At 49.3% G+C, this 18,549-nt stretch carries 19 protein-coding genes, 2 tRNA genes and 1 riboswitch; of the genes, 12 read left to right on the forward strand and 9 right to left on the reverse strand.

The genetic code is table 11. The features are described from left to right. The first annotated feature begins 1 nt into the window (after nt 1). Together folP and O3661_RS06635 are read left to right on the forward strand one after the other, a co-directional pair. Nucleotides 2-853, forward strand: a complete 852-nt coding sequence (folP, locus tag O3661_RS06630; protein WP_371492733.1) for a dihydropteroate synthase — start codon at nt 2-4, stop codon at nt 851-853. A 93-nt stretch (nt 854-946) separates the two neighbouring features. After that, a tRNA-Ile gene (locus O3661_RS06635) sits at nt 947-1,022 on the forward strand. A 596-nt stretch (nt 1,023-1,618) separates the two neighbouring features. On the opposite strand, the gene O3661_RS06640 is transcribed toward O3661_RS06635, so the two are convergent. Continuing rightward, nucleotides 1,619-2,077: an Rrf2 family transcriptional regulator gene (locus tag O3661_RS06640; protein ID WP_004518811.1), complete on the reverse strand. Its 459-nt coding sequence runs from the start codon at nt 2,075-2,077 to the stop codon at nt 1,619-1,621. A 146-nt stretch (nt 2,078-2,223) separates the two neighbouring features. Here O3661_RS06640 and O3661_RS06645 point away from each other — a divergent pair, with 146 nt between their 5' ends. Then, the gene (locus O3661_RS06645) at nt 2,224-2,604 is read left to right on the forward strand and encodes a hemerythrin domain-containing protein (RefSeq protein WP_371492735.1); all 381 of its coding nucleotides are present in this window, start codon (nt 2,224-2,226) and stop codon (nt 2,602-2,604) included. An 86-nt stretch (nt 2,605-2,690) separates the two neighbouring features. Further along, entirely contained in the window at nt 2,691-3,848 is a 1,158-nt protein-coding gene (locus O3661_RS06650) for an NnrS family protein (RefSeq protein ID WP_371492736.1), read from the forward strand. Between the two features lie 102 nt (nt 3,849-3,950). On the opposite strand, the gene O3661_RS06655 is transcribed toward O3661_RS06650, so the two are convergent. The 3 genes from O3661_RS06655 to ispB form a co-directional block, all read right to left on the reverse strand. Next, nucleotides 3,951-4,025: transfer RNA gene (locus O3661_RS06655), tRNA-Arg, on the reverse strand. Nucleotides 4,026-4,042: 17 nt separating this feature from the next. After that, nucleotides 4,043-4,489 (reverse strand): DUF441 domain-containing protein, encoded by a 447-nt coding sequence (locus O3661_RS06660; RefSeq protein WP_004518807.1) that lies wholly within the window; start codon nt 4,487-4,489, stop codon nt 4,043-4,045. A gap of 4 nt (nt 4,490-4,493) precedes the next feature. Further along, a complete protein-coding gene (gene ispB, locus O3661_RS06665) occupies nt 4,494-5,468 on the reverse strand; it encodes an octaprenyl diphosphate synthase (RefSeq protein WP_070765665.1) in 975 nt (324 codons plus the stop codon). A 263-nt stretch (nt 5,469-5,731) separates the two neighbouring features. Here ispB and rplU point away from each other — a divergent pair, with 263 nt between their 5' ends. The 3 genes from rplU (at nt 5,732) to ubiM (ending at nt 7,799) form a co-directional block, all read left to right on the forward strand. Further along, complete coding sequence (gene rplU / locus O3661_RS06670) at nt 5,732-6,040, forward strand: 50S ribosomal protein L21 (protein WP_002216394.1); 309 nt, start codon at nt 5,732-5,734, stop codon at nt 6,038-6,040. Nucleotides 6,041-6,067: 27 nt separating this feature from the next. After that, entirely contained in the window at nt 6,068-6,340 is a 273-nt protein-coding gene (gene rpmA / locus O3661_RS06675) for a 50S ribosomal protein L27 (protein WP_002212328.1), read from the forward strand. A gap of 274 nt (nt 6,341-6,614) precedes the next feature. Next, nucleotides 6,615-7,799: a 5-demethoxyubiquinol-8 5-hydroxylase UbiM gene (gene ubiM, locus O3661_RS06680; RefSeq protein WP_371492738.1), complete on the forward strand. Its 1,185-nt coding sequence runs from the start codon at nt 6,615-6,617 to the stop codon at nt 7,797-7,799. Nucleotides 7,800-7,864: 65 nt separating this feature from the next. Here ubiM and O3661_RS06685 read toward each other — a convergent pair whose 3' ends face one another. Together O3661_RS06685 and queF are read right to left on the reverse strand one after the other, a co-directional pair. Next, on the reverse strand, nt 7,865-8,542 hold the full coding sequence (locus O3661_RS06685; RefSeq protein ID WP_371492739.1) for a 7-cyano-7-deazaguanine/7-aminomethyl-7-deazaguanine transporter: 678 nt from the start codon (nt 8,540-8,542) through the stop codon (nt 7,865-7,867). 101 nt (nt 8,543-8,643) lie between these two features. Beyond that, a complete protein-coding gene (gene queF / locus O3661_RS06690) occupies nt 8,644-9,117 on the reverse strand; it encodes a preQ(1) synthase (protein ID WP_371492740.1) in 474 nt (157 codons plus the stop codon). A gap of 3 nt (nt 9,118-9,120) precedes the next feature. Further along, nucleotides 9,121-9,165: riboswitch (PreQ1 riboswitch) on the reverse strand. A 147-nt stretch (nt 9,166-9,312) separates the two neighbouring features. On the opposite strand from queF, the gene rfaQ reads away from it, so the two are divergent. After that, nucleotides 9,313-10,395, forward strand: a complete 1,083-nt coding sequence (gene rfaQ, locus O3661_RS06695; RefSeq protein WP_371492742.1) for a putative lipopolysaccharide heptosyltransferase III — start codon at nt 9,313-9,315, stop codon at nt 10,393-10,395. Nucleotides 10,396-10,401: 6 nt separating this feature from the next. On the opposite strand, the gene O3661_RS06700 is transcribed toward rfaQ, so the two are convergent. Next, nucleotides 10,402-11,382: a hypothetical protein gene (locus O3661_RS06700; protein ID WP_371492743.1), complete on the reverse strand. Its 981-nt coding sequence runs from the start codon at nt 11,380-11,382 to the stop codon at nt 10,402-10,404. A 363-nt stretch (nt 11,383-11,745) separates the two neighbouring features. Here O3661_RS06700 and O3661_RS06705 point away from each other — a divergent pair, with 363 nt between their 5' ends. Next, nucleotides 11,746-13,041 carry a M23 family metallopeptidase gene (locus O3661_RS06705; RefSeq protein WP_371492744.1) on the forward strand — a complete coding sequence of 432 codons (1,296 nt, stop codon included), beginning with the start codon at nt 11,746-11,748 and terminating at the stop codon, nt 13,039-13,041. 92 nt (nt 13,042-13,133) lie between these two features. After that, nucleotides 13,134-14,354: a nicotinate phosphoribosyltransferase gene (gene pncB, locus O3661_RS06710; RefSeq protein ID WP_371492745.1), complete on the forward strand. Its 1,221-nt coding sequence runs from the start codon at nt 13,134-13,136 to the stop codon at nt 14,352-14,354. Between the two features lie 39 nt (nt 14,355-14,393). Here the strand turns inward: pncB and mtgA are convergent, their stop codons facing one another. Then, nucleotides 14,394-15,095 carry a monofunctional biosynthetic peptidoglycan transglycosylase gene (gene mtgA, locus O3661_RS06715; RefSeq protein WP_003684244.1) on the reverse strand — a complete coding sequence of 234 codons (702 nt, stop codon included), beginning with the start codon at nt 15,093-15,095 and terminating at the stop codon, nt 14,394-14,396. 2 nt (nt 15,096-15,097) lie between these two features. After that, the gene (gene aroE, locus O3661_RS06720; protein ID WP_371492746.1) at nt 15,098-15,907 is read right to left on the reverse strand and encodes a shikimate dehydrogenase; all 810 of its coding nucleotides are present in this window, start codon (nt 15,905-15,907) and stop codon (nt 15,098-15,100) included. 197 nt (nt 15,908-16,104) lie between these two features. On the opposite strand from aroE, the gene glnA reads away from it, so the two are divergent. Beyond that, nucleotides 16,105-17,523, forward strand: a complete 1,419-nt coding sequence (glnA, locus tag O3661_RS06725) for a type I glutamate--ammonia ligase (protein WP_371492747.1) — start codon at nt 16,105-16,107, stop codon at nt 17,521-17,523. A 375-nt stretch (nt 17,524-17,898) separates the two neighbouring features. Next, entirely contained in the window at nt 17,899-18,549 is a 651-nt protein-coding gene (locus O3661_RS06730; protein WP_371492749.1) for a site-2 protease family protein, read from the forward strand.

An 18,549-nucleotide genomic window follows, 5' to 3' on the forward strand; every position in this document is an offset into this window, starting at 1 on the left:
TATGAACACACGCATTTGGCAGGCAGGCCGATTTGAAATCGCCTTGGACAAACCGAAAATCATGGGCATCGTCAATCTGACCCCCGATTCATTATCCGATGGCGGCACCTATTCGCAAAATGTCTCAACAGCATTGGCACATGCCGAGCAGCTGCTGAAAGACGGCGCGGATATTCTTGATATCGGCGGCGAATCTACCCGCCCGGGTTCGGATGGTGTTTCTCTCGAAGAAGAATGGGCCAGAGTGCAGCCGGTTTTGGCGGAAGTGGCCAAGTGGAATGTTCCCGTCAGCTTGGACACGCGCCACACGGCAATCATGGAAAAAGCCTTGGCGCAAGGCGGCGTCGATATTATCAACGATGTTGCCGCATTGAGTGATGAAGGCGCAGTCGCATTATTGGCTCAACAGCCGACGACAGGCGTGTGTCTCATGCACATGCAGGGTTTGCCCAAAACCATGCAGCTTAATCCGCAATATCAAGATGTCGTCGAAGAAATCGCGCGTTATTTAAAAGCACGCGCGGCAGAATGCGTTCAAGCAGGCATTGACCCTGAACGCATCACGCTCGACCCCGGTTTCGGTTTCGGCAAAAACCTGCAACACAACATTACCCTGATACAACATTTGCCTGAGTTGATGGAAGCAACCGGATTCCCCCTTCTGATCGGCATATCGCGCAAAAGCATGATTGGCGAGCTGACAGGCGAACAAGATGCCGCCAAACGCGTACACGGCAGCGTGGCAGCCGCTTTGGCCACAGTAGCCCGAGGCGCGCAAATCATCCGTGTTCACGATGTCAAAGCAACGGCAGATGCTTTGAAAGTTTGGGAAGCATTGGGCGTATCGGCATAATGCCCGAATAGAAAACCGACAGGCCGTCTGAAACATTTGCCCGGCATCTTGAACAAGCAACAAGTTATGCTATAATCCGCATCTACTCTTGACGGGTCTGTAGCTCAGGGGTTAGAGCAGGGGACTCATAATCCCTTGGTCGTGGGTTCGAAACCCACCGGACCCACCAAATATTAAAAATGCCCGAGGCTTTTGGCTTCGGGCATTTTTGTATTTATTGGTTTGTGAAGGGTTGGAATATAATGTCGAGTATAGCAATTTGGTTACGTCGTCCAATATATTTTTTAGGGAAAATTCTTTTTAAAAAAGAAGGAGTAGTTTGGTGGAGTTATTGCCTTATTTTCTGTTTTGTTTAGTATTTTTGTATTTTATTGCAATTATAATTAATTCAGTAATGGTATATAAAATATTAAAATCAGAAGGGGTAGATATAGGTTTTTTTGAATATCTATTTATTGGAAGTATGCAATTTAAATTTTTCAGAGTGCTATTTGGAATACAAAAAATATCCAATAAATTTTATTTGAAAATATTAAGAATAAATTTTACGGTTGCTATGATTATTCTTATTTTATGGTTTTCTATTGTCTCATATTTGACGTATTCAGTATAAAAATTAACCTATCGAATGAAAGTCGGCTATTTAAGTTGTAGAGTGTTTTGTAAACCAATGCCGTCTGAAAATCTTCATTTCAGACGGCATTTTTTATTATTTAAGTAATACCATTTCAGTATGGCTGGATTGTTTTCAGACGGCCTGAAGATTTAGTCGGCCGTTCCGCGTATTTCGTTGATTGGGATGCGCGGTGTATAAAGTATGTCGTAAGTCGGCTTGTCCAGCAGATCTTGCAGTGAGTATTGATCTAAATGATTGAAGAAGGCTTTGATGGCACCAGTAATGATGCCGGTCAGTCGGCAGGATGGGGTGATGAGGCATTCGTTGTTGTCGCCCATGCATTCGACAACCTGCATCGGCTCAAGATGGCGTACCACTGCACCGATATTGATGTTTTCAGGATTGTCTGCCAAGCGCAAACCGCCGCCTTTGCCGCGCACGCTGACCAGAAAACCGCCTTTGACTAATGAGGTAACCACTTTCATCAAATGGCTTTTGGAAATATTGTAAGTCTCGGCAATAGTGCCGATATTGACGAGGGTGTCGTCGTTGATGGCGGTATAAACCAATACGCGCAATCCGTAATCGGTATGTTGGGTCAGATACATGGCTGGCTCTTTAGATATTTTTATTATATGTCAAAAGCGTAGTGCTTGGTGAGGGGCTGTTTGACTTTATGTGGGATTGGGTTTCATAATATCTGAAACATTTGAATTAATCCAGTTTGACAGACTGTTACCATTATAACGAACTTATGAAGCCCTTGAAACGCCATCCTGCCTTAATAGAACTTTCTCGCGAGCATCATAGCTCGTTGTCGTTGTGCGTCCGTCTCCTGCGTACGCCCGATCAAAGCCATCAGGCGGAGCTGGAACCTCATTTTATTGAGCTTGAGCCACATTTTTTAGAAGAGGAAACCATGTTTGCGCCGTATTGGGATAAAATTGACCCTGCGTTGCGGCAGCGTTTTGAAGGCGATCATGCCAAATTACGCGCGATGATGGCTCATCCTGAATATATGAATGAATCATGGAATAAGGATTTTGCGGTAACTTTGCGCGATCATGCGCGTTTTGAGGAACGTGAGCTTTTTCCTGCGATTGAACCTTTTTTGCCTTTGCCTGAGAATGTGTAATAGGAAAGGGAATTGATGGCCGTCTGAAAAGTTTCAGACGGCCTCTGTTGCTGTTTTATGATGATATAAAAATTGAAGGAACCACCATGACCGATTTGTTCAAACATCCTGTTTGGGCAATGGCCTTCCGCCCGTTTTATTCGTTGGCGGCTTTGTATGGCGCATTGTCTATATTGCTTTGGGGCTTCGGCTATCAGGGTACGCCTGAATTGCCGGGTTTTTATTGGCATGCCCATGAAATGATTTGGGGCTATGCCGGATTGGTTGTCATTGCATTCTTATTGACGGCCGTGGCGACTTGGACAGGCCAGCCGCCGACACGCGGTAAGGCGTTGGCCGGTTTGACCGCATTTTGGCTGTTGGCCCGCATTTGTATGTTTATCCCCGGTTGGGGGGTAACGGCAAGCGGCATATTCGGTACGATCTTTTTCTGGTATGGCGCGGTATGCATGGCTTTGCCGGTAATCCGTTCTCAAAACAAGCGCAACTATGTTGCCGTGTTCGCTATTTTTGTTTTGGGCGGCACCCATTTCGCCTTCCATCTGAAAGTGCAGCCGTTTGATGCCATTGCGCTGATGACCGGTTTGCAATCCGGTTTGATTATGGTGGCCGGATTTATCGGTTTGATCGGTATGCGGATTATCTCGTTCTTTACGTCCAAACGCCTGAACGTGCCGCAAATTCCCAGCCCTCAATGGGTAGCGCACGCATCGCTTTGGCTGCCTATGCTGACCGCCATGCTGATGGCGCATAACATTTTGCCGGGACTGGCTGCGTTGTTTGCTCTGGCTGCCGGTGTGATTTTTACCGTGCAGGTGTACCGCTGGTGGTATAAAGCCGTGCTGAAAGAGCCTATGCTTTGGATTTTGTTTGCCGGCTATCTGTTTACAGGCTTGGGTTTGATTGCTGTCGGCATTTCTTATCGGGTTCCAAGTTTCCTGAATTTGGGTGTACACCTTATCGGCGTTGGCGGTATCGGCGTGCTGACTTTGGGTATGATGGCGCGAACTGCGCTTGGCCATACCGGCAACTCTATTTATCCGCCGCCTAAAGTGGTTCCTGTTGCCTTTTGGTTGATGATAGCCGCAACGGTTGTCCGTGTTTTGGCAACCTTTGTGAACGGTACGGCATACACGCACAGTATCCGTTGTTCTGCCGCTTTGTTTGCCGCTTCTTTGCTGTTGTACGCATGGAAATATATTCCTTGGTTGATTCGTCCGCGTTCGGATGGTCGTCCGGGTTAACGGTTTAGCGAAATGAGAAGGCCGTCTGAAAAGTTTCAGACGGCCTTTATTTATTGATAACAAAAAAGCCTTTCAAAGTATGAAAGGCTTTTATTGAAACTGTGGCCTCGCCAACAGGAATCGAACCTGTATTTTACGCTTAGGAGGCATACGTTCTATCCGTTGAACTATGGCGAGGCGGTAAAGGAGGGATTTTAAACCTTTCCGGCAAAAAAAGACAATAAGCCGGCGGCAATCAAAGGGCCGACCGGAATGCCGCCGACAAAGGCAACGCCGATGACCGTGCCGATTAATAATCCGGTTACCAAAACAGGCTGTTCGCTCATCAATGGAACGCCGCGTCCGGCAAGCCATGCAACCAAAATGCCGATAAGGACGGCGGCAATCATTTTGAAATTGATAAACTCGGAAACCGGCGGGATCTGGATTTTACCGGAAACCAGCGGGCTCAATACACCGATGGTCAGCAGGATGATGCCCAGATGCAAACCGTGTTTTTCCACCAAGGGAAGATATTGCGACAAGGCCGTCTGCTGCATGAGCAGCAATACCGCCGCCGAAATCGTAATCGAGTTGTTGTTGCTGACGACGCCCAAAAAAATCAGCGTAACCAGAAACAAAGGGACAAAACTGAAATTCATCGGATTAAGATACTCGGGCCAAAGATTCTTTTGCCAGTTGGATCATGGCTTCTTTGACTTCGCTGTCAGGCAACACGTTTAATGAAGCGATGGCTTTGTCGACAGCTTTTTTCGCCTCGGAAATCGAATATGGCAAAGCGTCGGAGTTAACGACATAGTCGTGGATTTTTTCAAAATAGCTGCGGTCGGCATTTTCCAAAGCGTGGCGCACATCGTTTGCAGCCTGCTCGGAGCCGTTTCGCATCAGGTAAATCAATGGCAGGGTAGGTTTGCCTTCTGCCAAATCGTCGCCGACGTTTTTGCCGATTTCTTCGGTTTCGCCTGAATAGTCCAATACATCGTCAATGATTTGGAAAGCTGTACCGACGTACATGCCGTAGTCTTTCAAGGCTTGCTCGTGTTCGGGGGAAGCCTTGCCCAAAATTGCGCCGACTTGTGCGGCCGCTTCAAACAGTTTTGCTGTTTTGTATTGGATAACTTGGACGTATTGCTCTTCGGTAATATCCGTATTGCCGATGTTCATCAGCTGCATGACTTCGCCTTCGGCGATGATGTTGGTCGCATCTGCCATCACTTCCAAGATACGCATACTGCCCGAACCGACCATCAGTTGGAAGGCGCGTGTATAGAGGAAGTCGCCGACCAAAACAGCCGCCGCGTTGCCGAAGAGGTTGTTTGCCGTTTTACGGCCGCGGCGCAAATCGCTTTCATCGACGACATCGTCGTGCAGGAGGGTGGAGGTGTGGATGAATTCCACCATCGCTGCCAGCGAGTACAGTTTTTCATCGTCATGCCCGACTGCTTTGCCTGCCAAAATAGTAATAATCGGACGCAGGCGCTTACCACCTGCGCTGATGATGTATGTGCCGATTTGCGAAATCAGCGCAACATCGGATTGAACAGCTTGGTTGATGACCGCATTAACTTTGGCAAGGTCATCGGGCAGGTGGCGTTGGAAGTAAGGCAGGTTTTCGAGCATAAAACATTCTCTGTTGATAAAACGGAGCGGAGGCTCCAATGAATCTGTTTAAACCCGTACATTCGGTCGGGGTAATAACGTTGCATAAAGATATCAGCAATCCAGCGCGTGATTATATCAGTTAAAAAGCATGCAACATATCTTTCAGACGGCCTTTTCACTTGTAAATAAAATAAATTTTGACAAAACAGGCAAATAGAAATAGAATAGCTCGCTTCGCACATGGTGTGCGGAATGTTAACCTAATTCTCATGGAGTTGAGTATGTACGCGGTCGTAAAAACCGGCGGTAAACAATACAAAGTTTCCGTTGGCGAAAAATTGAAAGTAGAACAGATACCAGCCGAACTCGACAGCCAAATCGAACTGACTGAAGTTTTGATGATTGCTGACGGCGAATCTGTAAAAGTAGGCGCACCTTTTATCGAAGGCGCAAAAGTAACAGCTAAAGTCGTTGCTCATGGTCGTGGCGAGAAAGTACGCATTTTCAAAATGCGTCGTCGCAAACACTACCAAAAACGCCAAGGCCATCGCCAAAATTTCACCCAAATCGAAATCGTGGCAATCGCCTAATTTCAAGTAAGTTCAGGAGTATTACAAATGGCAAGTAAAAAAGCAGGCGGTAGCACCCGCAACGGTCGCGATTCAGAAGCCAAACGCTTGGGCGTTAAAGCCTACGGCAACGAGCTGATTCCGGCAGGCTCTATCATCGTTCGTCAACGTGGTACTAAATTCCACGCAGGTGACAACGTAGGCATGGGCAAAGACCACACTTTGTTTGCTAAAGTCGACGGTTACGTTGAATTCAAAACCAAAGGCGCGCTGAACCGTAAAACTGTCAGCATCCGTCCTTACACCGGTTCTGAAGAATAATCGTTTTACGATTGAAAACCGCATTCCTTTTCGGAATGCGGTTTTTGTTTGTCAGACTGTTTTGTCTGTTTGATAAAATCCGTATGTCGTGAAGCTTGATTTATATTAAGGCCAAAGTAAAAACGTGCTTACAATCGATGGCCTTTGTTTTATTCTATCGACTCTTTCTATATAATCTATCAAATGCCTTTGATTTACCCTCATGTAGCTAAACACAGTAAACTTAAGGCCGTCTGAAAAAATCCGTATCAGTTGAATACAAGGAATTCCTCCCATGAGCTTACACAGTGATATTCTCGTCGTCGGCGCAGGCCCTGCCGGATTAAGTTTTGCCGCAGAGTTGGCCGGAAGCGGTTTGAACATAACCCTGATTGAAAGAAGTCCTTTAGAAGTGTTGCAAAATCCGCCGTATGACGGTCGTGAAATCGCATTGACGCACTTGTCGCGTGAAATCATGCAGCGATTGGGTATGTGGGATTTGATTCCAAAAGACGAAATTTATCCTTTGCGCGATGCCAAAGTGTTGAACGGCCATTCCGATTACCAGCTCCACTTCCCGCAACCGACTCAGGCGCGCGGCGAGCCTGCGGACTGCTTGGGCTATTTGATTTCCAATCACAATATCCGCAAAGCCGCTTATGAAGTTGTGTCCAAATTGGACAACGTCAAAATCCTGACCAGCACCAATGTTAAAGAAGTCAAAACTTCTGACGATGAGGCGCAAGTTATTTTGGAAAGCGGCGAAGTATTGACCGGCCGTTTGTTGTTGGCCGCCGATAGCCGCTTCTCGCAAACGCGCCGTCAATTGGGCATTTCTTCCGATATGCACGATTACAGCCGCACCATGTTTGTGTGCCGCATGAAGCATACTCTGTCCAACCTGCATACCGCATATGAATGCTTCCACTACGGCCGCACCATTGCGTTGCTGCCTTTGGAAGAGCATTTGACCAATACAGTGATTACGGTAGACAGCGATAAAGCCGAAACGATTAAAAATATGTCGCCGGAAGAATTGGCGGCCAGCGTGAAAGAGCAACTCAAAGGCCGTTTGGGTGATATGGAATTGGTCAGCACCATTCACAATTATCCTTTGGTCGGTATGATTGCCCAACGTTTCTACGGCAAACGCAGCGCGTTGATCGGCGATGCTGCGGTCGGTATGCATCCGGTTACTGCGCACGGTTTCAACTTGGGTCTGGCAAGTGCCGATCTTTTGGCTAAATTGGTTCTCGAAGCCGAGCAACGCGGTCAAGATATTGGTGCGAAGAGCTTGCTGGAAAAATACAGCACCAAGCATATGCTCCACGCCCATCCGATTTACCACGGCACCAATATGCTGCTGAAACTCTTTACCAATGAAACTGCTCCAGCGAAACTGCTGCGCGGTTTGGTATTGCGTGCAAGCAATAACTTCCCGCCGCTGAAAAAACTGATTACCAAACAATTGACCGGTTAATCATTTGAAAACATAAAAGGCCGTCTGAACGATTAAAGTTTCAGACGGCCTTTTTTATCTGCTGCTTATTTGGCTAAAACCGATTCGGGCATTTCTTGACGGACGTTTAAGGAAGTCAGTTTTTTGGTCAAGATGCTTAATACGATGCCGTATGCAGGCAGGAAGAAGAGGGTGCAGATGGCGAGTTTGAACAGATAATCGACAAATGCGATGCCCTGCCAGTTTGCCGCCATAAATTCATCGTTGCTCGCGTAAAAGGCAATGGCGAAAAACACCAGCGTGTCCAAAGCATTGCCGACAACGGTGGAAGCTGTGGGGGCAATCCACCATGATTTCAGACGGCGTAATCTGTTGAACACGAAAATATCGAGGATTTGCCCGAGCGCATAGGCGGAAAAGCTGGCCAATGCGATACGGCCGACGAAGGTGTTAAATTCGGCCAAAGATGCCCAGCCTGTCCAGTTGCCGTCATGAAAGAGGACGGAGAAGACGTAAGAGAGTAGCAGGGCGGGGAACATCACCCAAAAAATAATCCGTCTTGCCAATGGTGCGCCGAAAATGCGCACGGTCAGGTCGGTAGCGAGGAAGATAAAGGGAAAGGAAAATGCGCCCCAAGTGGTAAAGATACTGAAAATTTGAAAGGGGAACTGTACCAGATAGTTGCTGGCGGCAATAATAAAAATATGGAAAAGCACCAGCCAGAAGAGTGCTTTCTTCTGCTGTGCGGCAGTAAATTCGTACATGGGAATCTTTCGGAAGTTTTTCAGACGGCATGAAGCCTTGCGAGACTGTGCAATAGAGAAAGTCTTGCAATAAAAAGGGCGGTTAGGCCGTCTGAATAGGATTATTGTGCATCGTGTTTAAACAGGCGTTTGCGTGCCAAAGCTTCAAACTCTGTGCCTGCTTTGCCGTAGTTGGAAAACGGATGAATGGCGATGCCGCCGCGCGGTGTGAATTCGCCGAATACTTCGATGTATTTCGGATCCATCAGGGCGATGAGGTCTTTCATGATGATGTTGACGCAGTCTTCATGGAAGTCGCCGTGGTTACGGAAGCTGAAGAGATAGAGTTTCAGTGATTTGCTTTCCACCATTTTGATATGGGGGATGTAGCGGATGTAGATAGTGGCAAAGTCGGGCTGGCCGGTCATCGGGCAGAGGCTGGTGAACTCGGGGCAGACGAATTTGACGAAATAGTCGTTGTCGGGATGTTTGTTGTCGAACGCTTCCAAAATTTCAGGCGCGTACTCGCTCGGGTATTGGGTTTTCTGGTTACCCAAAAGGGAGATGCCTTGCAGCTCTTCGTTGTTGCGGGACATGAGGTTTCCTTAGTTTTTTAATGTGGGAGGTTTTCGAACCACGGGGTGCGGATTGTAATATAAATTGCATGGCTTGTGCGGATTTTATAGCGATGAATCAGCAGGATAGGTTTCAGACGGCCTGTTTTGTATTTTATGAAACCTGTTTTCCGCTTTACAATAGCAGCCAATCAACAGGCCGTCTGAAAGTTTTGTATGTCTTTAGCCCAACCCAAACGCATCCTGATCATCAAATTGCGCCATCATGGCGATGTACTTTTGAGCACGCCGGTGGTCGATGCGCTGAAAACTCGTTTCCCCGATTGCGAAATCGATATGCTGGTGTATGCCGGTACGGAGCAGCTGATTGCCGATAATCCGCAGATTGCGCAGATTTTTACCATTGATCGAAATTGGAAGAAGCTGGGCGTATTCAAGCAGTTGGCGTGTGAGAAAAACCTTTTTTCAAAGCTGAAGGCGCGCGATTACGACTGGGCTTTCAACCTGTCCGACCAATGGCGTGCGGCAATAATCGCCAAACTGTGCGCCCGTTGCAGCGTGGGTTTGGACTGCATCAAGCGCGACGGTTTTTGGTGGCGTTTCTGTCATGATTTTATCAACCATGAGCTGGATCCTAGCCATCATATCGTTGAAAACCAGTTGAATATCCTCGCGCCGCTTATCCAGCCGAAAGACGTGGCCGATGCGAAGGTGCGCCTTTGGGTGGCGCAAGATGCAAGGGAAAGCATGCGGCAGAAATTGCGTGAACAGGGTTGGAACGGCGAAGATTATGTGTTGATGCACCCGGGAGCGCGTTGGCATTTTAAATGTTGGGAAGACGGCAAGAATGCCGCCATCGTACAGCTTTTGCTCAACAGCGGACAGAATGTTGTATTGACTGCTTCTCCCGACACTGTCGAACAATACATGCTTCAGGAAATTATAGGCCGTCTGAATATTCCGGAAGGCAGAAAAGTATATGTGTTGTCCGGATGCTTGAGCCTGCGTGAATTGGCGGCGGCCATTGAGGGCGCCAAACTGTTTGTCGGTGTCGATTCCGCACCGATGCACATCGCCGCTGCTTTGGATAAACCGCAAATCGCTTTGTTTGGCGCGTCATGGGTGGATAAATGGCGTCCGTATTCCGAGCAGGCCGAAGTCATTTATGCCGGCGATTATGCCGAATTACCTCACCCCGACAGTATCGATACCAACGATCCGACACGTCTGTTGAAAGCGATTCCGTTGCAGGATGTGTGGGATAGAATTTCTGCCAAATTGGAAGAATTGGAGGCTTAAAACCGCTTACCACGATCCGTTAAACGTTTTAGCTTTGCGCCAAAATGCCCATTTGGAACGGCGGCCGATTTCCAGCGTGCCGCCGTTTTCGCCGTCTGTGGCAATGCACACGGTTTTCAGACGGCCTGAAGCAAGAGCATCCCATAAAGGCGTAAACCAACAGGTTTCCCAGCTTTCCAAAATATCTTTGTATGCCCAAACATCGCCTGTTTGTAAGGTGGAAACCAAGTCGTCCAAAAAGATAAGGCCGTCTGAAACCGTGTTGCCTGTTTCTTGAACCATCTCAAACCAAGTCTTCAAATCATACGGCGCATCGAGTTTGGACGTATCCGAAAAACGCGCCCATGCGCTGTCTGAAGCGACAATATCCGCAGACTGTGTACCGTCCGCATCATTCCACAGCCACAAACCGTTGATTTCCGGCAATCCTTGTTGTTCACGCGCTTGGTTAATCGGATGCGTGTGGAGAAACATTTGGATTTCCGTCTGCATGGCCAACCAAGACACCGCATCTTTGCCGTGCGCCTGACCGTCCATTTCCGGCTGCCCGCACACATCCAAAACACATTCCGCCCCCCAATCTTCAGTCATCGGCATACTGAGCAGCCACATGCTTTCGCAAAGCGACTCGAACTGCCAATCTTTATCTTGATAAAACGCCGACAAATCCGCACATAACTGCTGCGCCTCTTCTTTTTGGATGCCGATAAACTCGCCGCTGATAATGTTGACATGGTGCATGCCCATTTGTTGCCAAACCGGAGAGGCAAAGGCGGCCGCGCGTTTTTGGCTTGTGTGGCGTAAACGTTGCACTTTGGCAATAAGGCTGCCGCTCCACAAATGGCGGCCGTAAAATTCAGACGGCCTGAGTGTTTCTTTGCATAATATGCCGTAACGCAAAAGACGGTTAAAAGCAGGTAAGGCAAGCGCAGGCACGGATTCGTCGGCAAAACGGTTGAGCGAGGGGAGGGCGAGGGTCAGCTTCATAAGCGCAAATAGATAGGAAAACCGTTATTTTACGCGACAAATGATGCGTTTCGGAACCTTGCCCTTACGCCCTGAAAAAGAGCCGTTCAGACGGCCGGTTTGGAAAAAACGGGCTGTCATGCTAAAATGCATGGCGTAAATTTCAGAAAAACAGGGTGTAAATCAACACAATAGCCCTGATAATAACGTCAATCTCAAATACGACCTCATTCATTCCGAATGAAAACCTGATTTTCAGATCGGAAAAAAGACTCAAAGTCCTTTATCCCCAAAACTGTTTAAACCAGCAGGCGGTCGCGGCAGGCCGGATGTGTCGGCATTCTGCAAACCTAAAAAAACAGACCGCCCCATTAAGGATAACGCGTGATTGAAAACAAATATTCCACTCGATTCAAAGCAACCCTCTTAGCGTTTCTGTTGCCGGCTTCAGGCATCATGACCGCATACGCCATTACCGACCCTCAACCAGCACAGACTGATTTCAAAGTCGAGCGTATTTCCGAAGAGCTGCCTGCCGTTTATGTGGAAACCAATACCTATCAATCCAGCTATTGGGCGCAAGAAGCCGTCCAAGCCGGCGACTCTTTGGCAGACGTTTTGACGCGCATGGGTGTCAACCAAGAAGACATCAAGCAAATCATGGCGAAAAACAATGCCAACCTCGACATGAAAAACCTGCGGACCAACCAATCCGTCAACATCCGCATCGATTCTTCAGGCCAAGTGACCGACGTTCAATTCTTTACCGATGAAGAATTGGAGCGCAACTTGGTCGCTTTGGAAAAAGTTAAGGGCAAATGGCGCATCTCCAATGCCGAAATCGACATGAAAACCATGCCGACCCTGCGCTCCGTGCAAATCCGCACTTCCGCCATCGGCGATATGCTCCGTGCCGAAATCCCTTCCGAAGTGTATATCCAGCTCAAAGAAATCTTTGCCGATTCGTTCAATATGAGCGATTTGAAAGAAGGCGATACCGTGCGTCTTTTGTACAACAGCATGTATTTCCGCGGCCAGCAAATGGCGGTTGGCGATATTTTGGCGGCTGAAGTGGTTAAAGACGGCAAAACTTATCAAGCCTATTATTACAGCCAAGGCAAAGGCGACGAAGAAAGCGGTAGCTACTACGACCAAAACGGTAAGTCCCTGCAACAAAAAGAAGGCTTTAATACCGAGCCTGTTGCATACACGCGCATTTCTTCCCCGTTCGGCTACCGTGTTCACCCGGTTCTGCATACCGTCCGTATGCACACCGGTATCGACTATGCCGCGCCGACCGGTACGCCTATTAAGGCTGCTGCCGACGGCGAAGTGATTTTCAAAGGTTGGAAAGGCGGTTACGGCAATACCGTGATGATCCGCCATGCCAACGGTGTGGAAACCCTGTACGGCCATATGAGCGCGTTCAGCCCTGCCGACGGCAGAGTCCGTGCCGGCGAAGTGATTGGTTTCGTGGGTACAACCGGTCGCTCTACCGGTCCGCACCTGCACTACGAAGCACGCGTCAACGGCCAGCCGGTCAACCCGACTACCGTCGCCTTGCCGACGCCGAAATTGACCCCGACCAATATGGCCGCGTTCCGCAAACAGCAAAAAGATGCCAGCACGATGTTGTCTACCATCCGCTCTTTGCCGGTTTCCGTAGCGCAGCTGGATTAATAAGATAAAGGCCGTCTGAATAAGGTTTCTTTCAGACGGCCTTTTCCATTAAAATTGATACCTCAACGCCCACGTTTACTCAGAGAAAACTTATGTCTGCTTATCAGCCCATTATCCAATCCTTGCTTGATACCGACCTGTACAAATTCACCATGCTGCAAGTCGTGTTGCACCAATTCCCGCAAACCCACAGCCTTTACGAATTCCGCTGCCGTAACAAAGAGATGGTGTATCCGCTGGCCGATATTCAAGAAGACTTGGAAAGCGAACTCGACGCCCTGTGCCAGCTGCGCTTTACCCATGACGAACTCGACTATCTGCGCAGCCTGCGCTTTATCAAAAGCGACTTTGTCGATTATCTCGAACTTTTCCAACTCCAACGCCGCTTCGTCCAAGTCAACCCTGACGATCAAGGCCGTCTGAACATCCGCATCGAAGGCCCGATGGTACAGGCGATGTTCTTCGAGATTTTCATTCTTGCCATCGTCAACGAACTCTATTTCCGCCGCTTGGAAACGCCTGCCGTCATCGAAGAGGGTGAGCGCCGTTTGCAGGCCAAAGCGCAACAGCTGAAAGAAATCGCGGCCACTCAAAATCCGAATGATCCGCCGTTCCTTATTTCCGATTTCGGTACGCGCCGCCGCTATACCCTTGCATGGCAGGAACACGTTATCCGTACCTTGCTGGAAGCTGCTCCCGATATCGTGCGCGGTACCAGCAATGTTTATCTGGCCAAAAAAATCGGCATCACACCCATCGGCACCATGGCGCACGAGTTCCTCCAAGCCTTCCAAGCCTTGGACGTACGTTTGCGCAACTTCCAAAAAGCCGCGCTGGAAAGCTGGGTACACGAATACCGCGGCGACCTCGGCATCGCCCTGACCGACGTAGTCGGCATGGATGCCTTCTTGCGCGACTTCGACCTTTACTTCGCCAAACTCTTCGACGGCCTGCGCCACGACAGCGGCGATCCTTATGTTTGGGGCGACAAAGCCTACGAGCATTACAAAAAACTCAAAATCGACAGCCGCACCAAAATGCTGACCTTTTCAGACGGCCTCGATATTGAGCGTTCATGGGCGTTACACCAATACTTCAAAGACCGTTTCAAAACCAGTTTCGGTATCGGTACCAACCTGACCAACGATTTGGGACACACGCCTTTGAACATTGTCTTGAAGCTGGTCGAGTGTAACGGACAATCCGTCGCCAAGCTCTCCGACTCCCCGGGCAAAACCATGACCACCAACAACACCTTCCTCGCTTACCTGCGCCAAGTGTTTGACGTACCGGAGCCGGAAGAGAAAGCTTAAAAACAAAGGCCGTCTGAAATGTTCAGACGGCCTTTTTAATTAATCCATATCGCTTTCAGGCAATTCTGCCGAACCCATGCGGCGTAGGATGATATTGGTTTTGTTGTGCATCCGTTTGCTCTTAGGGTGGTCTGCGTAAAACAGCGGAGCCGGAACGCGTGCCGTGAGTTTGGCCGCTTGTTGGCGGGTGAGGGCGGAGGCAGGTTTCTTGTAGAAATACTGGGACGCCGCTTCCGCGCCGAATACGCCGTAGTGCCATTCGATTGAGTTCAGATACAGCTCGAAAATGCGGTCTTTGTCGGTAACCGCTTCCATCATCGCGGTAATCGCCGCTTCTTCGCCTTTGCGGATGTAGCTGCGGCTTTCGTTGAGAAACAGGTTTTTCGCCAGTTGCTGGCTGATGGTCGAACCGCCGGCTTTAACTTCGCCGCTTTGTTTATTGCGTTTCATGGCGTATTTGATGCCGTTCCAGTCAAAGCCGCTGTGTTCGGCAAAGTTGGCGTCTTCGGAAGCAATCAGGGCTTTTTTGAGGTTGACGGAAATTTGGTCGTAAGGCACCCAGCGGTAATCCAGCTCGACATCGCGGCCTTCTTTTGCAAACTGGCTCATGCGCATGGACATGAAGGCGGTTTTGCTGGGTGCGACGGCGCGGTAGGTAATGATGTTGCCGTACACATAAGCGTTGAAGAAAATGAAAATGCCGATGGGCAGGGCAATCAGCCATTTGATGATGCGGAACATGGTTACAGGGCTTTCATGTATTCGATAACAGGGCGGATATCGGGCGTAAATCCGCGCCAAATATGGTAAGAAGCGGCAGCCTGACCGACCAGCATGCCCAGGCCGTCTGAAACTTCGGCCGCGCCGTTGCTTTGGGCAAAGTTCAAAAACGCCTGCGCCGCTTCGCCGTAAACCATATCGTAGGCAAGGCGGCAGCCGCGGAAAATTTCAGGTCTGACGGCAGGAAGCTGACCGCTCAAGCCGCCGGACGTGCCGTTGATGATGATATCAAAACCGCCGTTCAAATCTGCCATCGGGACGGCTTCAATGCCGAAAAGCCGCGCCAATTCCTCGGCTTTGGCATGGGTACGGTTGGCAATGACGATACGGGCAGGGCGGTGTTTTTTCAAAACCGGAATCACGCCGCGCACCGCGCCACCTGCGCCCAAAAGCAAAATGGTTTTGCCCTCGATGGCAATATTTTTGACCTGCGTGATGTCGTTGGCCAAACCGATACCGTCGGTATTGTCGCCGCGTATTCTACCGTCTTCCAACCACACCAGCGTATTGACCGCGCCGGCAGCCAAGGCGCGGTCGGAATGTTCGTCCGCCAGCGCAAAAGCTTCCTGCTTGAACGGAACAGTTACATTCGCACCTCGCCCGCCCTCGGCACGAAACGCCGCAACAGCCTCGGCAAAACCGCCGATTTCGGCACAAATGCGCTCATATTCGATGGCCGCGCCTTCTTGAAGTGCGAATTGCTGATGGATTTGCGGCGATTTACTGTGTGCAACGGGGTTGCCGAAAACGGCGTAACGCGGAGTGTTGTTCATAAAACGGGTCTGAGAAAACAAAAGAAAAGAGTGCTTATTATAGCGGTCTTTATGTTAAGAAAGCGTAATGTAAAATTGTTGACAATTAAACAGTCTGAAACTATATTTCATTGCGTAAAAACGGGTGCCCTGATGTATTTCAGACGGCCTTACCGTGGTAGAATAACAACTTAAACCCATTCCCTCAGGAGCTGAAGATGTCCATCAAAGACGCTGTAAAACTGATTGAAGAAAGCGAAGCCCGCTTCGTAGATTTGCGCTTTACCGATACCAAAGGCAAGCAGCACCACTTTACCATCCCCGCCCGCATCGTTCTCGACGATCCCGAAGAATGGTTCGAAAACGGTCAAGCGTTTGACGGTTCGTCCATCGGCGGTTGGAAAGGTATTCAGGCTTCAGATATGCAGTTGCGTCCCGATGCATCTACAGCCTTTGTTGATCCTTTCTACGACGATACCACCGTTGTCTTTACCTGTGATGTCATCGATCCGGCCGACGGCCAAGGCTATGACCGCGACCCTCGCTCTATCGCACGCCGCGCCGAAGCCTATTTGAAATCTTCCGGTATCGGCGACACCGCCTATTTCGGCCCTGAGCCTGAATTCTTCGTTTTTGACGGCGTAGAGTTCGAAACCGACATGCACAAAACCCGTTACGAAATCACTTCCGAAAGCGGTGCATGGTCAAGCGGCCTGCACATGGACGGTCAAAATACCGGCCATCGCCCGACTGTCAAAGGCGGTTACGCACCTGTTGCGCCGATTGACTGCGGCCAGGACCTGCGTTCTGCCATGGTCAATGTTTTGGAAGAACTCGGCATCGAAGTGGAAGTCCATCACGCCGAAGTTGGCACCGGCAGCCAAATGGAAATCGGTACCCGTTTCGCCACTCTGGTTAAACGTGCCGACCAAACCCAAGACATGAAATACGTGATTCAAAACGTTGCCCACAACTTCGGCAAAACCGCCACCTTCATGCCTAAACCGATTATGGGCGACAATGGCAGCGGTATGCACGTTCACCAATCCATTTGGAAAGACGGTCAAAACTTGTTCTCAGGCGACGGCTATGCCGGTTTGTCCGATACCGCTCTTTATTACATCGGCGGCATCATCAAACACGCCAAAGCCCTGAACGCGATTACCAATCCGTCCACCAACTCCTACAAACGCCTCGTGCCGCATTTTGAAGCGCCGACCAAACTGGCATATTCCGCCAAAAACCGTTCCGCTTCCATCCGCATTCCGTCTGTGAACAGCAGCAAAGCACGCCGTATTGAAGCGCGTTTCCCTGATCCGACCGCCAACCCATACTTGGCGTTCGCCGCTTTGTTGATGGCCGGTTTGGACGGTATTCAAAACAAAATCCATCCGGGTGACCCTGCCGATAAAAACCTGTACGACCTGCCGCCGGAAGAAGATGCATTGGTGCCTACCGTTTGCGCTTCTTTGGAAGAAGCACTGGCCACCCTCAAAGCCGACCACGAATTCCTCCTGCGCGGCGGCGTGTTCAGCAAAGACTGGATCGACAGCTACATCGCCTTCAAAGAAGAAGATGTCCGCCGTATCCGCATGGCGCCGCACCCGCTGGAATTTGAAATGTATTACAGCCTGTAAAACAGCTGAAACATTTTAAATAGGAAATCAAAGGCCGTCTGAAACTGGATTTGAAGTTTCAGACGGCCTTTAGATTTGAATTGGCTAGGGTATTCTGATTTGCCATAATAGCGAGAAGCAATGAATCATGCTGTTTGAAAGTCTTTATGGAATCGGTACTGCGTGTTAAATTTCAGCATGACAGGCCTTTTATTAAAGATATTCGCCATTATTTTATAGTGAACCAGTCTTCAAATTTAATCCGCAAGGTAAAGGCATTACTTGGGAAGAGCTGAAAGAGTCTTTCGATTCGGATAAGACAGAAGAAGATTAAAGCCTCGGGCCGTCTGAAAGGATATTTTCTGTTTTCAGACGGCATGTTTGATAAGGAAAACCATGTTTGCAAATTTTGATTTAGGCATATTTCTGCTGGCAGTATTGCCCGTGTTGTTGGCCATTACCGTGCGAGAAGTGGCACGCGGTTATACGGCGCGTTATTGGGGCGACCATACCGGCGAGCAGCTTGGGCGTTTGACGCTCAATCCGCTGCCGCACATTGACCCTGTCGGTACGATTGTCGTGCCGTTGGTGTGTCTGATGATAGGCAGTTTTCTGTTCGGCTGGGCGCGTCCCATGCCCATCGATTCGCGCAATTTCCGCGATCCGCGCCGCGCGTGGCGTTGGGTGTCGATTTCAGGTCCGATTGCCAATCTGATTTTGGCGTTCTTTTGGGGCTTTGTCGTCGTATTTTCTGCATATGTGCCTGAGTCTTATCAAGCGCCATTGGTGCAGATGGCCGGTTACGGCGTGATGGTGAACTCGATTTGGGTCGCATTCAGCCTGATTCCGATTTTGCCTTGGGATGGCGGTATTTTTATCGATACCTTTCTCAACGCCAAACAGTCCATGCAGTTCCGTAAAATCGAGCCATACGGCACATGGATTATCCTGATCCTGTTGTTTACCGGCCTGCTGGCCAAACTGATTTGGCCGATTATTGCCATGATTCAGGCCGCAGTGCAGATGGTTGTCATGCTGTTTATTTAA

The sequence above is a fragment of the Neisseria sp. 20925_1_37 genome (assembly GCF_041433255.1).
GTDB classification, from domain to species: domain Bacteria; phylum Pseudomonadota; class Gammaproteobacteria; order Burkholderiales; family Neisseriaceae; genus Neisseria; species Neisseria flavescens_D.

What these genes read in the sequence shown, in the direction of transcription:
- folP (WP_371492733.1), top strand. Translation starts at nt 2, where the DNA reads ATGAACACACGCATTTGGCAGGCAGGCCGATTTGAAATCGCCTTGGAC.
- O3661_RS06640 (WP_004518811.1), bottom strand. Translation starts at nt 2,077, where the DNA reads ATGTATCTGACCCAACATACCGATTACGGATTGCGCGTATTGGTTTAT.
- O3661_RS06645 (WP_371492735.1), top strand. Translation starts at nt 2,224, where the DNA reads ATGAAGCCCTTGAAACGCCATCCTGCCTTAATAGAACTTTCTCGCGAG.
- O3661_RS06650 (WP_371492736.1), top strand. Translation starts at nt 2,691, where the DNA reads ATGACCGATTTGTTCAAACATCCTGTTTGGGCAATGGCCTTCCGCCCG.
- O3661_RS06660 (WP_004518807.1), bottom strand. Translation starts at nt 4,489, where the DNA reads ATGAATTTCAGTTTTGTCCCTTTGTTTCTGGTTACGCTGATTTTTTTG.
- ispB (WP_070765665.1), bottom strand. Translation starts at nt 5,468, where the DNA reads ATGCTCGAAAACCTGCCTTACTTCCAACGCCACCTGCCCGATGACCTT.
- rplU (WP_002216394.1), top strand. Translation starts at nt 5,732, where the DNA reads ATGTACGCGGTCGTAAAAACCGGCGGTAAACAATACAAAGTTTCCGTT.
- rpmA (WP_002212328.1), top strand. Translation starts at nt 6,068, where the DNA reads ATGGCAAGTAAAAAAGCAGGCGGTAGCACCCGCAACGGTCGCGATTCA.
- ubiM (WP_371492738.1), top strand. Translation starts at nt 6,615, where the DNA reads ATGAGCTTACACAGTGATATTCTCGTCGTCGGCGCAGGCCCTGCCGGA.
- O3661_RS06685 (WP_371492739.1), bottom strand. Translation starts at nt 8,542, where the DNA reads ATGTACGAATTTACTGCCGCACAGCAGAAGAAAGCACTCTTCTGGCTG.
- queF (WP_371492740.1), bottom strand. Translation starts at nt 9,117, where the DNA reads ATGTCCCGCAACAACGAAGAGCTGCAAGGCATCTCCCTTTTGGGTAAC.
- rfaQ (WP_371492742.1), top strand. Translation starts at nt 9,313, where the DNA reads ATGTCTTTAGCCCAACCCAAACGCATCCTGATCATCAAATTGCGCCAT.
- O3661_RS06700 (WP_371492743.1), bottom strand. Translation starts at nt 11,382, where the DNA reads ATGAAGCTGACCCTCGCCCTCCCCTCGCTCAACCGTTTTGCCGACGAA.
- pncB (WP_371492745.1), top strand. Translation starts at nt 13,134, where the DNA reads ATGTCTGCTTATCAGCCCATTATCCAATCCTTGCTTGATACCGACCTG.
- mtgA (WP_003684244.1), bottom strand. Translation starts at nt 15,095, where the DNA reads ATGTTCCGCATCATCAAATGGCTGATTGCCCTGCCCATCGGCATTTTC.
- aroE (WP_371492746.1), bottom strand. Translation starts at nt 15,907, where the DNA reads ATGAACAACACTCCGCGTTACGCCGTTTTCGGCAACCCCGTTGCACAC.
- glnA (WP_371492747.1), top strand. Translation starts at nt 16,105, where the DNA reads ATGTCCATCAAAGACGCTGTAAAACTGATTGAAGAAAGCGAAGCCCGC.
- O3661_RS06730 (WP_371492749.1), top strand. Translation starts at nt 17,899, where the DNA reads ATGTTTGCAAATTTTGATTTAGGCATATTTCTGCTGGCAGTATTGCCC.